The 12,597-nt window shown below is 63.7% G+C and carries 10 protein-coding genes; 4 read left to right on the top strand and 6 right to left on the bottom strand.

Translation table 11 applies throughout. The annotated features are described in order from the left end of the window. Positions 1-3: 3 nt before the first annotated feature. Positions 4-1,647, bottom strand: a complete 1,644-nt coding sequence (gene pgi / locus FJ934_RS23055) for a glucose-6-phosphate isomerase (RefSeq protein ID WP_140612744.1) — start codon at positions 1,645-1,647, stop codon at positions 4-6. Positions 1,648-1,946: 299 nt separating this feature from the next. Between pgi and FJ934_RS23050 the strand changes: the two genes are divergently transcribed. Together FJ934_RS23050 and FJ934_RS23045 are read left to right on the top strand one after the other, a co-directional pair. Continuing rightward, positions 1,947-3,440, top strand: coding sequence for a PLP-dependent aminotransferase family protein (locus FJ934_RS23050; protein WP_140612743.1), 1,494 nt, complete (start codon positions 1,947-1,949; stop codon positions 3,438-3,440). Between the two features lie 179 nt (positions 3,441-3,619). Further along, entirely contained in the window at positions 3,620-5,206 is a 1,587-nt protein-coding gene (locus tag FJ934_RS23045) for a trimethylamine methyltransferase family protein (protein WP_140612742.1), read from the top strand. Between the two features lie 26 nt (positions 5,207-5,232). Here FJ934_RS23045 and FJ934_RS23040 read toward each other — a convergent pair whose 3' ends face one another. The 4 genes from FJ934_RS23040 to FJ934_RS23025 all read right to left on the bottom strand — a co-directional run bounded on the left by FJ934_RS23040 (position 5,233) and on the right by FJ934_RS23025 (position 9,954). Then, on the bottom strand, positions 5,233-5,631 hold the full coding sequence (locus tag FJ934_RS23040; RefSeq protein WP_140612741.1) for a hypothetical protein: 399 nt from the start codon (positions 5,629-5,631) through the stop codon (positions 5,233-5,235). A gap of 102 nt (positions 5,632-5,733) precedes the next feature. Then, positions 5,734-7,149 (bottom strand): chromate efflux transporter, encoded by a 1,416-nt coding sequence (chrA, locus tag FJ934_RS23035; RefSeq protein ID WP_140612740.1) that lies wholly within the window; start codon positions 7,147-7,149, stop codon positions 5,734-5,736. Then, on the bottom strand, positions 7,146-7,982 hold the full coding sequence (locus tag FJ934_RS23030) for a chromate resistance protein ChrB domain-containing protein (protein WP_140612739.1): 837 nt from the start codon (positions 7,980-7,982) through the stop codon (positions 7,146-7,148). The genes chrA and FJ934_RS23030 overlap by 4 nt, the downstream gene beginning before the upstream one ends. A 166-nt stretch (positions 7,983-8,148) precedes the next feature. Beyond that, positions 8,149-9,954, bottom strand: a complete 1,806-nt coding sequence (locus FJ934_RS23025) for an IlvD/Edd family dehydratase (RefSeq protein WP_140612738.1) — start codon at positions 9,952-9,954, stop codon at positions 8,149-8,151. A 150-nt stretch (positions 9,955-10,104) separates the two neighbouring features. Here FJ934_RS23025 and FJ934_RS23020 point away from each other — a divergent pair, with 150 nt between their 5' ends. Next, on the top strand, positions 10,105-10,557 hold the full coding sequence (locus tag FJ934_RS23020; RefSeq protein ID WP_140612737.1) for a carbon monoxide dehydrogenase subunit G: 453 nt from the start codon (positions 10,105-10,107) through the stop codon (positions 10,555-10,557). Between the two features lie 232 nt (positions 10,558-10,789). Here the strand turns inward: FJ934_RS23020 and FJ934_RS23015 are convergent, their stop codons facing one another. Next, on the bottom strand, positions 10,790-11,962 hold the full coding sequence (locus FJ934_RS23015; RefSeq protein WP_246671602.1) for an Mrp/NBP35 family ATP-binding protein: 1,173 nt from the start codon (positions 11,960-11,962) through the stop codon (positions 10,790-10,792). Between the two features lie 216 nt (positions 11,963-12,178). Between FJ934_RS23015 and FJ934_RS23010 the strand changes: the two genes are divergently transcribed. Further along, a complete protein-coding gene (locus tag FJ934_RS23010; RefSeq protein ID WP_140612735.1) occupies positions 12,179-12,556 on the top strand; it encodes a VOC family protein in 378 nt (125 codons plus the stop codon). The last annotated feature ends 41 nt before the right edge of the window (positions 12,557-12,597 follow it).

Raw genomic sequence — 12,597 nt, 5'->3', positions numbered from 1 at the left:
CAGTCACTCCGAACCACGCAATTGGTGGATGCGTTCCACAAGGCCCCTGGTCGAGGCGTCCCGATTCGCGGCGCTTTCCTTGCCTTCCACGACAGGCAGCAGGCCGGTGGCCAGTTCCTTGCCGAGTTCGACGCCCCACTGGTCGAAGGAGTTGATGTTGAAGAGCGTGCCCTCGACGAAGACCCGGTGCTCGTAGAGCGCGATCAGCCGACCGAAAGTGCGCGGGTCGAGCTTGCGATAGAGAATGGTCACCGAAGGCCGGTTGCCGGAGAAGACGCGATGCGGCGCTATTCTGTCGACATCGGCCGGTTTCATGCCCTTGGCCAGCATCTGCGCGCGCGCCTCCTCCAGGGTGCGGCCCTTCATCAGAGCCTCCGACTGCGCCAAGCAATTGGCGAGCAGCAGGTCATGCTGATGCTTGAGGTCAGGCTCGTGACCGACGGCCGCGGCGAGGAACTCGACCGGGATGAAGTCGGTGCCCTGATGCAGGAGTTGGAAGAAAGCGTGCTGGCCATTGGTGCCGGGCTCGCCCCAGACCAGCGGCCCGGTCGGCGTCGGCACTGGAGTGCCGTCAAGGGTGACGCCCTTGCCGTTCGATTCCATATCGAGTTGCTGCAGATAGGCTGGCAGCCTGGACAGGCGCTGGTCGTAGGGGATGACCGCGCGGGCCGGATAGCCGCAGATCACGCGATGCCACCAGCCGACCAGCCCCAGAAGCGCCGGCAGGTTGCTGGCCAGCGGCGCGGTGCGGAAGTGCTCGTCCATCTCGTGCGCGCCGTCGAGGAAGGCGCGAAAATTTGTCGGACCGATGGCGATCATGACCGGCAGGCCGATGGCGCCCCAGACCGAATAGCGGCCGCCGACCCAATCCCAGAAGCCGAAGACGCGATCCGATTCGATACCGAACTTGGCCACCAGGTCGAGCGCCGTCGAAACGGCGGCGAAATGCTTGCCGACCGCTTCCTTGCCAAGTGCCTTCTGCACCCAGTCGCGCGCCGTCTGCGCATTGGTCATCGTCTCGACGGTGGTGAAGGTCTTGGAGGCGATGATGAACAGCGTGGTTTCGGCTGACAGACCCTTCAGCGTGTCATGAATGTGGGCGCCGTCGATGTTGGAGACATAATGCGCGCGCGGACCGTCATGATAGGGGGCGAGCGCCAGCGTCGCCATGGCCGGGCCGAGGTCGGAGCCGCCGATGCCGATGTTGACGATGTCGGTGATCTTCTTGCCGGTGGCGCCGGTCGCCTTGCCGGAGCGGACGGCATCGGCGAAGGCTCCCATCGCATCGAGCACGGAAATAACATCCGCCTTGACGTCCTGGCCATCCACCGTAACGCCCTTGCCGCTGAGGTTGCGTAGCGCCGTATGCAGCACGGCGCGGTCCTCGGTGATGTTGATCTTCTTGCCGGCGAACATGGCTGCGCGGCGGCCTTCGAGATCGGCGGCGCCGGCGAGTTTTTCCAGCAGATCCATGGTGGTGGCGTCGACGGCGCATTTCGACCAGTCGAGCAGCAGGTCGCCGTCGGTGGCGGAAAATGTCGCGAATCGCTGGGGATCGGAGGCGAAGGCCTGGCGCATCGAGGAAGGCGCCGCGGCGCGATGATCGCGCAAGGCGGCGAGCTGTTTCTGGAAGGCTGACTGATCCACTGGCGGAGGCTCCTGGCGTTTTTCGACGCACCATATCAGACCGGATGTTTCCGGCGCGTGTCGTCGCGGCAAAACTATTGAGCCGAATTCAATCCGGTCAATACGCGGCGACGACACTTTCTGTCACGCGGTGAGGACATAATGTGTCACCAGCCACGTGACAGCACCTCCTTCGGCCGAAGGATCACTGGCATAAATCCCAAAGATCAGAAAAATTGATTGGCGCAACCCCTTGTGCCACCGTTACATTCGACTGGTCCAGCCAAGTGAAAAAAGCTGGCCATCGAGGAACATCTCCCATGCCACAGAGAAACGACACGGCGATATGGTCCGGCTTGTTCCGGATTTCGGCTGAATCCGGCCAGACCCTGCAGGCGCAGATCCGCCAAGCCATCGTGGCCGCCATTCTCGACCGTCAGATCGCCGCTTCGATGCCGCTTCCTTCCTGCCGGATCCTGGCCGAGAAACTCGGCGTGGCGCGCGGAACCGTGGTGCTGGCCTTCCAGCAGCTCGTCGACCAGGGTTTCCTGGTGGCGCGCGAGCGGCGCGGCCATTTCGTCAATCCCGACGTGCTGGCGACCCCCGCCAAGCCGCACCAGAAGGTGCCCGACCAGGCCAACGAGATCGACTGGAAGGCACGCCGGCAAATCGCGGCCAGCGACATGCCGCCGCCGGCCAAGCACGAGAACTGGATCAAGTCGTCCTACCCCTTCGTCTACGGCCAGTTCGACCCGGCGCTGTTCCCGACCGCCGAATGGCGCGAATGCAACCGCATGGCGCTGGCCGTGCTCGAGATCCGCAACTGGGCGTCCGACATGGTCGATCGCGACGATCCGCTGCTGATCGAGCAGATCCAGGCGCGGCTGCTGCCCAGGCGCGGCATCTTCGCCAATCCCGACGAGATCATCGTCACGCTCGGCGCCCAGAACGCGCTCTACATGCTGGCGTCGCTTTTGATGACCAAGGGATCGAAAGTGGCGATGGAAGATCCTGGCTACCCCGACGCGCGCTCGATCTTCAGGCTTGCCGGGGCCGATATCCAGCCGGTGCCGGTCGACCAGTCCGGTATCGTAACCTCTTCTATTCCCAATGATTCCGGGTTCGTGTTCGTCACGCCCAGCCATCACTGCCCGACCATGGTGCCGTTGTCGGCGGAGCGCCGGCAGGACCTTCTGGCGCGCGCCAACCGGCACAACCAGATCATCATCGAGGACGGCTATGACAGCCAGCTTCTCGATGAGGCGCCGCAGCAGGCGCTGAAGAGCCTCGATCGTTCCGGCCGCGTCGTCTATGTCGGCTCGATGTCGAAGACACTGGCTCCGGGCCTGCGGCTTGGCTACATCGTGGCCTCGGCTGGACTGATCGCGGAACTCAGGGCGTTGCGCCGCTTCATGCTGCGCCATCCGCCGGCCAACAACCAGCGCGCCGTGGCACTGTTCCTGTCGCTCGGCCATCACGAAGCGCTGGTGCGGCGGCTGTCCTCCGCCTTCGACGAACGGCGCAAGCGTCTGGTCCATGCGATTTCCGCTTTCCTGCCGGAATGGCGTTCGACCGACTCGGCCGGCGGCACGTCGCTTTGGCTGGAGGGGCCGCGGGGTACCGATTCCCGCGGCCTGGCCGAGGCCGCCGCCTCGCGCAGCGTCATCATCGAGCCGGGCGACCGCTTCTTCGACCGCACCGAAAAGCCTTCGCGCTTCATGCGGTTGGGCATCTCCTCAATCGCACTGCAGCACATCGAGCCCGGCATCCGTGAACTCGCCACGGCCGCCGGACGCAGGCCCGCCGCCGCCTGATCCCCTCCTACGGGAACCGCTAGCGGCGGCTTCGGCTCCCTTTAGCCCTGGCATACTCAACCGGATTGGCTGGCTCATAGGCTGTGCCAATACCGGCGGCATAGTCGTGGCACAAAGGGGAAGAAGCAGCCGATGGTGGACCAACCGCTGCCCTGCTTCCAGGAAAGGTGGAGTGCTCCATGTCAGTGGTTCTTGAAAAGCAGGACGCGGCGGATCAACGGTCGCGCCGTTCCGGCGGACGCGAAGCGCGCCGCGCCATGCGGGCGGCGCCCTTGGCCGACGACATCAGGCCGGTGCGCGCCGGCCTCGAGGGCGGCAGCTACGGCCCCCTGCGCGGCAATGACCGCGAGCGCATCCACGAGGCTGTGCTGACGCTGCTGGAGACGGTCGGCTTCGCCAATGCCATTCCCTCCTGCATCGAGGCGCTGACCACGGCAGGCGCCACCTATGGCGACGATGGCCGCATCCGTTTCCCCCGCGCGCTGGTGCTCGATACGATCAAGAAGGCGGCACGGAATTTCACCTTGCACGGCCAGGACCCAAAACACGACATGGTGATCCAGGGCAAGCGCGTGCACTACGGCACGGCGGGTGCCGCCGTCCATCTGGTCGATGTCGAGAAGCGCGAATATCGCGAGTCGCTGCTGCAGGACATCTATGACGCAGCCCGCATCGTCGAGGGGCTCGACAACATCCATTTCTTCCAGCGGCCGATGGTGCCGCGCGACATTCCCGATCCGCTCGAGATGGATTTCAACACGCTCTATGCCTGCGTGATGGGCACATCCAAGCATGTCGGCACCTCGTTCACCGTGCGCGAGAACGTCCAGCCGGCACTGGAAATGCTTTATGCCATCGCCGGCGGCGAGGAGAATTTCCGCGCCAGGCCGTTCGTGTCGAACTCCAACTGCTTCGTCGTGCCGCCGATGAAGTTCGCCGAGGACGCCTGCGGCGTGCTCGAAGCCTGTGTCGAGGGCGGCATCCCGATCCTGCTGCTGTCGGCCGGACAGGCAGGCGCCACCGCGCCGGCGGCGATCGCGGGCGCCGTGGTGCAGGCGGTGGCCGAAGTGCTGGCAGGCCTTGTCTATGTCAACGCCATCAAGCCGGGGCATCCGGCGATCTTCGGCACCTGGCCGTTCGTATCGGATCTGAGGACAGGCGCCATGTCGGGCGGCTCTGCCGAACAGGCGGTCTTGACCGCTGCTTGCGCGCAGATGGCGCAGTTCTATGACCTGCCGGGCGGTTCGGCGGCCGGCATGACGGATTCGAAACTGCCCGATATCCAGTCCGGCTATGAAAAGGGCATCACCGATGTGATGGCCGGCCTTGCCGGGCTCAACCTCGTCTATGAATCGGCCGGCATGCACGCCTCGCTGCTCGGCTTCTGCCTGGAAAGCCTGATCATCGACAATGACATGCTCGGCCATTGCCTGCGCTGCGTGCGCGGCATCGAGGTGACCGACGAGGCGCTGTCGATCGACACCATCGCTGATGTCTGCCTCAGGGGTCCAGGCCACTATCTCGGCAACGAACAGACGCTGCGGCTGATGCAGACCGAATATTTCTATCCGGCCGTCGGCGACCGGTTTTCGCCGAAGGAATGGAACGAGAAGGGCCGGCCCGACATCCTGCAGCGGGCGATCATCGAGAAGAAGCGCGTCCTTGCCGAGCGTTTCCCGCGCCATGTGCCGAAGATGCTCGACGACAGACTACGCGCCCGCTTCGGCGACATGATCAAGCTGCCGCGCGCCAATATGGGCGGGTAGCGCCTCCGCTCGCCCAATAGTCCAAATCAATCCGCACCCAGCCCATAGCGCTCGATTACCTCGGCGTTGATCAGCTTGGCGTGCAGCGTCATCAGCACGATCTGGGCATCGAAACTGTCGCCGGCCTCGACCGCCGCCTCGATCCGGCGCTCTACCTCGTCCCGCAGTTGAGGGCCATGAGAGCGGTCGAACGCTTCCGGCCCGGCAATGCAATAGCTGAACAGCCGCGCCACTTCTGGGTAGGCCTGTGGCGGCGGTTCGTCGGACCAGCGATCCTTCATCAGATTGACGAGGGTGAGTTTCACACCCTCGGGCACGAGGGCGGGGTGGAGGTCGGCGCCGCGCAAGGCGGCATCGAGCTGCCTCAGGTCTCCCGAGCGTCCGAACATTCCGAGGAAGCCGAGGGAAGAGCGTCGTTGCGCCATGATTGTCCAATCCGCTCCCAACCATTTAGGTGGTTGGCCAAAGGAATACAAAGTCAGCGCACGGCACGGACCAAGCCTGCGGCGCGGCTGAGATCGCTCCGCCTATATCGCGCCGCTGGCGAAGCCGTAGAGCACTCCAAGCACCGAGCAGACAGCCAACACCGGCAGCATGCCAACCTTGAAGCGGAAGACGGCCAGCAATGCCCCCAGCGTCAGGACCAGCGAGGGGATGTTGATTGAACTCAGCACCGGCACGTCGACGTTCATGCCGAAAGCTTGCCTTTCATGCAGCTCGCGAAACAGCACGTGGAGCCCAAACCACACCGCCAGGTTCAGGATCACGCCAACGACGGCGGCGGTGATCGTCGCGAGCGCGGCGGACAACGCCTTGTTGCTTCGCAATCTCTCGATGTAGGGGGCGCCGAGAAAGATCCAGAGAAAGCACGGCGTAAAGGTGACCCACGTCGTCAAAAGGCCACCCAGGGTTCCGGCAACGAGCGGATGAAGCGTGCCGGGCGCGCGAAACGCACCCATGAAACCGACGAACTGCGTAACCATGATCAAAGGGCCAGGCGTGGTCTCGGCCATGCCGAGGCCATCGAGCATCTCGCCAGGCTTGAGCCAGCCATAGGTCGTGACGGCCTGCTGCGCGACATAGGCGAGCACCGCATAGGCGCCACCGAAGGTCACCACTGCCATCTTGGAGAAGAAGATGGCGATGTCGGTAAAGACGTTCCCGGGCCCGAACGCCGCCAACAGGCCGAGGACAGGCGTGAACCACAGCACCAGAAACACGGCGGCGATTTTGAGCGACCAGCCAAGGGTCGGCCTAGCATGAACTGGTGTGTCTTCGCCCAGCGCCGTGTCGGCATCGGCAACCTGCTGGCCGCCGACCTTGCCATGCCCGTTGCCGGCCATGAACGGCGCCAGTTCCGACCGCCCGCCGATGAAGCCAATCACCGCGGCCGTCAATATGATCAGCGGAAACGGCATGCGGAAGAAGAAGATCGCGATAAAGGCGGCGGCGGCGAGCGCCACCATGACGTTGTTCCTGAGCGCCCGCTTGCCGACCCGGACCACAGCTTCAAGTACGATGGCCAGCACAGCGGCTTTCAATCCAAAGAACAGAGCCTGGACCACGCCGATATTGCCGAAGATTGCGTAGATCCAGCTCAGCGCCATGATGGCAACGACGCCAGGCAGCACGAACAGGATACCAGCGACGAGCCCGCCCTTGGTCTTGTGCAGCAGCCAGCCGATGTAGATCGCGAGTTGCTGAGCCTCGGGGCCTGGCAGCAGCATGCAGTAGTTCAGCGCATGCAGGAACCGCGTCTCGCCGATCCAGCGTTTCTCCTCGACGAGGATACGGTGCATCACTGCGATCTGCCCCGCCGGGCCGCCAAAACTCAGTGCCGCGACCCGCGCCCAAACGCGGACGGCTTCGCTGAATGGAATGCCATGAGCCGGCGTGCCGGAAAGTCTCGCCGGCGTCGCCTTGATGCTCTCGGCCTTGTTCATCGGCTCGCCCCCGTTTGTTTGTCCGCGCCCGCACCGGGCCAGTTGTGCGTTTCCTCGGTGGCGTCGCGACACCAACGAAAGAACGCGTCGTAGAGCAGCATGCCTGCTTCCAGCTGTTCCAGGTCGTCGCGAAACATGCGCGACAGGCCAAGCGAGGCGGCCAGAAAGCCGGCAGCCTGGGGTACCAGGTCGAGTCTCGCGATGTCGGCGGCGCGCACGATCAAGGCAAGGCGATCGAGCGCCTCGGATTCCAGCCCGAATTCCTCGATCATCGTGTCGAAAGTGCAGCACTCGCCGCGATGGCTCCAGAACACATTGTCGATGTCGAACGGCACGGCCTGAAAACGGTCGGCCACATCGGGCACTTCGGCGGCTTCGACAAACAGGAAGACCGCGTTAGGATCGACGAAACGCCGGATCAGCCAGGGGCAGGCGATACGGTCGATCTTCGGGCGTGCCCGCGTCACCCAGATGGTTCGGCCGCTGGGGTCGCGGGACGGTATCTTGCCTGAATGCACCAGAAGCCCCTTGGCATCGCGCCAGGCTTCGAAGCCGCCTTCGAGGGTTTCGGCGGAAATCCCGTCATGCCGCAGCCATGCGGCCACACCTTGCGACAGTTTCCGGCCTTTCTGGCAGACCACCACCACCGGCTTGCCGGCGAAGTCGGATGTCCAGGTCGAAACGGTTCTGAAATCGCGCCGGCTCGAAGCCGGCAGCAGGCGCGGATCGGCGTCGAAATCTTCATCGGTGCGAACGTCGACGATTGCGGGCGCGCCCGGCAGACCGACCAGACGGGACAGCTGCGAAACGGTGATGGCGGTTGTTGATGGCATGGCGTCCACCTCCTGATAGAGAAGCCTGGACGCGAACGTTGGGCTGACGCCTCACGGGGTCGTCGCGATACACCCCTTGCCCCGATGGTGGATTTGTCGGGCGCGCTTGTCAAGGATGACAAGCGGCCTGATCGCGATCAAGCCGCTTGCGTCGTGCATGCAACAATCAGTGATTGTCGCGGGGAATGCCCATTGTATGCGCGACGTCCTGGTATTTCACGGCCGGCTTCAGCACCATGCCACCCGAGAACTGGTCGACCATGCCGCGCTGGATCTCCTGCCATGGCGTCTGGTGCTTCGGATAGTGATAACCGCCATTGTTCTCCAGTTCGGCGCGGCGCCGCGCGATCTCGTCATCGGTGACGAGAATGTCGGCGGTGCCCTTCCTGAGATCGATGCGGACGCGGTCGCCTGTCTTCAGCAGCGCCAACCCACCGCCGACCGCGGCTTCCGGAGAGGCGTTGAGGATCGACGGCGAGCCCGACGTGCCCGACTGGCGGCCGTCGCCGATGCAGGCCAGCGAATGGATGCCCTTCTTGATCAGGTAGGCTGGCGGCTGCATGTTGACGACCTCGGCGCCGCCGGGATAGCCGATCGGCCCGGCGCCACGCATGAAGAGGATCGTGTGCTCATCGATGCCTTGCGCTGGATCGTCGATGCGGGCGTGGTAGTCCTCCGGCCCGTCGAAGACGATGGCGTTGCCTTCGAAGGCGTCAGGATCGTTAGGGTTGGACAGATAGCGCTCGCGGAATTCCGGCGAGATGCCGCTCATCTTCATGATCGCCGAATCGAACAGATTGCCCTTGAAGTTGATGAAGCCGGCATTGGCCTTGAGCGGCTTGTCGACGCTGCGGATGACGTCGGGATTCTCGTTGACGGCGTCCTGGCAATTGTCGCCGATGGTCTTGCCGTTGGCGGTCATGGCGTCGGGATGCGGCAGAAGCCCGGCCTTCATGAGTTCGGCCACCACCGCCGGCACGCCGCCGGCATGATGATAGTCCTCGCCGAGATATTCGCCCGAGGGTTGCAGGTTGACGATGAGCGGCACGCTGAGGCCGATTTTCTGCCAATCGTCATTGTCGAGGGGCACGCCGAGATGGCGGGCAATCGCATTGAGATGGATCGGCGCGTTGGTCGAACCGCCGATCGCCGAATTGACGACAATGGCGTTCTCGAAGGCCTTGCGCGTCATGATGTCGGACGGCTTCAGGTCCTCGTGCACCATGTCGACGATGCGCTTGCCCGCTTCGTAGGCGATCTGGCCGCGCTCGCGGTAGGGCGCGGGGATGGCGGCCGAGCCCGGCAGTTGCATGCCGAGCGCCTCGGCCAGCGAGTTCATCGTGGTCGCCGTGCCCATGGTGTTGCAGTAGCCGGTGGAGGGCGCCGAGGAGGCGACGATGTCCATGAACTCGTCATAATCGATCTCGCCGGCCGACAGGCGCTGGCGCGACTCCCAGACGATGGTGCCGGAACCGGTGCGCTTGCCCTTGTGCCAGCCATTGAGCATCGGGCCAACCGACAGCGCGATGGCCGGGATGTTGACGGTGGCCGCCGCCATAAGGAGCGCTGGAGTCGTCTTGTCACAGCCAATGGTCAGCACGACGCCGTCGAGCGGATAGCCGTAGAGCACCTCGACGAGGCTGAGATAGGCGAGGTTGCGGTCAAGCGCCGCGGTCGGGCGCTTGCCGGTCTCCTGGATCGGATGGCAGGGGAATTCGAAGGGAATGCCGCCCATCGAGACGATACCTTCGCGCACGCGCTTGGCAAGCTCGATATGGTGGCGGTTGCAAGGTGAAAGATCCGAGCCGGTCTGGGCGATGCCGATCAGCGGCTTGCCCGACATTAGTTCGGCGCGCGTCAGCCCGTAATTCAGGTAACGCTCCAGATAGAGCGCCGTCATTCCCGGGTTATCGGGATTGTCGAACCACTCCTGCGAGCGAAATTTTTTCTTGTGTGTAGGGGCGCCAGCCATCATGGTCTCCGTATTTGTATGACAAATCGATATGACAACGCGCGGATGCAGGCAAGGGGCACGCGTGATCTGAATCCGGACTTTGGTGCGATAGACATGTATCCGGCCGCGCGATAGGACCAATTGGCATCAGCAATCCGGGAGGTCTTGATGGCTTTGGTGATCGAAGGCGAGGAGCGCATTGCCGCACCCGTCCAGAAAGTTTGGGAGGCTCTGAACGATCCGGCGGTGCTGAAGGAGAGCATTCCCGGCTGCCAGAGCCTGGAGAAGAAATCGGACACCGAGTTGACGGCGACGGTCGTGTTGAAGATCGGGCCGATCAAGGCGACCTTCAACGGCGAAGTGACGCTGAAAAACCTGAAGCCGCCACATGCCTACACCATTCAGGGCGAAGGCAAGGGCGGCGTTGCCGGCTTCGCCAAGGGCGGCGCCGACGTGACGCTGACCGAGGATGGGCCGGACGCCACCGTCCTGAAATACGCGGCCAAGGCCGATGTCGGCGGCAAGATCGCCCAGCTCGGCAGCCGGCTGATCGCGTCGACATCGAAGAAACTGGCTGGGCAATTCTTTTCCAACTTTGGGGAGAAAGTGGGCGCGCCTTAGTTGCGGCTCGCTTGAAGGCCCTAGCTATTTAGGGCCGGCGCCGCCCATCATTGCCCTGCCGGGCATTTCTGCCCGTATAGTGACGGGGGGAAGAAGCCCGCGCCGACGGTTCCGCCAATCACCGGCATGGCAGGTTAGGCGCCGAGGTTGAGGCCAGGTCTCTTCTCCCCGTCACTATACGGGGAGAAGGTGCCGGCAGGCGGATGAGGGGCGGCGCCAACCAAGCAGAAAACTACTCAAACACGATGCTTGGCACCGCCGCTTCCGCAGCACCCCGTTCCTCGTTGACCCGGTCCCAGACCTTGGCGGCGATATCGCGGTAGATTTTCGCCTCGGCGCCATCGGCCTTCGAGACAACCACCGGCGCACCGGCATCCGAGCTTTCGCGGATGCCCATTTCCAGCGGCACCTCGCCGAGGAAGGTGACGCCGAGCCGCTCGGCCTCGCGGCGCGCGCCGCCATGGCCGAAGATGTCGTAGCGTTTGCCGGTATCCGGGGCGATGAAGTAGCTCATGTTCTCGACGATGCCGAGCAGCGGCACGTCGACTTTCCTGAACATGTTCAGTCCTTTGCGGGCATCGATCAGCGCCAGGTCCTGAGGCGTGGAAACGATGACGGCGCCGGCCAGCGGCACCTGCTGCGCCATGGTCAATTGGGCGTCGCCGGTGCCGGGCGGCATATCGACGACGAGCACGTCTAGCCGCCCCCATTCGACCTCGCGCAGCATCTGCGTCAGCGCCGACATCACCATCGGGCCGCGCCAGATCATCGGCGTCTCCTCGTCGACGAGGAAGCCCATCGACATCACCTTGAGGCCGTAATTCTCCATCGGTTTCAGGGTCTTGCCGTCAATCGTCTGCGGCCGGCCGTGGATGTTGAGGAGCCTCGGCATCGACGGGCCATAAATGTCGGCATCGAGCACGCCGACCCGCAGGCCGTTGGCGGCGAGGCCAAGCGCCAGGTTGACGGCGGTGGTCGACTTGCCGACGCCGCCCTTGCCCGAGGCAACCGCGATGATCGCCTCGATGCCGGGCACGCCGCGCTTGCCCTGGCTGTGCGAGGCGGGGGCATGCGGCACAGGACGTTGAGGCGCTGCCGGTGGCGTTGGCCTTGGCGCCTGGCGCTGCGGGACCGGCGCTTCCATGCCGCCGCCCTTCTTCTCGGCGGTCAGCGCTACGACCGCGCCGGCGACCCCCGGAATGGCTTTCACAACCCGCTCGGCAGCGGCGCGCAACGGCTCCATTTCCTGCGCACGGGCGGCCGGAACCGTGATCGAGAAGAACACTTTCGAATCGGCGATGAATATCTCGGACACCATGCCGAGGTCGACGATGTTGCCGGTGAAATCCGGCCCGTTGACCGTCTTCAGGCGCTCGACGACGATTTCCTTGGTTACGGCCATGATCTTTCCCTTGGCGTTTGCCGGTTCAGATAATGCAGTTTCCCGACAGAACCAAGCTGCATCGGCCTGCCCTGAAAAAGATAGAGGCACATCGCCGCATCCATCCACCGCGTTCTCCGCCGGGCGGCCGGACAAATCGGCATGTGACCGTCGTCAACAGGCCATGCAGCGCTATTTCGATGATCGGCATGAGAACGACAATCAGGAAAGGAGACGGTCATGCTCGAAAACAGCAACGCGACGGCCAATCTCGCGGTGAAGGATTTGGCAAAAGCGAAGGCCTTTTATGAGGGAACGCTTGGCCTCAAACAGGTCGACGACATGGAAGGCGAACTGGTCGTGTACAAGAGCGGCGGCACCCTCATCAACGTCTATCATTCGCAATTCGCCGGCACCAACAAGGCGACGGCGGTCACCTGGACTGTCGGCGACCAGATCGAGCCGATCGTCAAGTCGCTGAAGTCGAAGGGTGTCGCCTTCGAACACTACGAGATGCCAGGCCTGTCGCTCGAAGGCGACATCCATGTCGGCCACGGCATGAAGGTTGCCTGGTTCAAGGATCCTGACGGCAATATCCTGAACCTCGTGGACAAATAGCGATGGCCACGCAGCAACAGCCATCCCCTGCCTGACGGCGG

The sequence above is a fragment of the Mesorhizobium sp. B2-4-12 genome, from assembly GCF_006441575.1.
Lineage (GTDB): Bacteria > Pseudomonadota > Alphaproteobacteria > Rhizobiales > Rhizobiaceae > Mesorhizobium.
The sequence above is the reverse complement of the archived record's forward strand: the minus strand, read 5'-3'. Positions and strand labels throughout refer to the sequence as shown.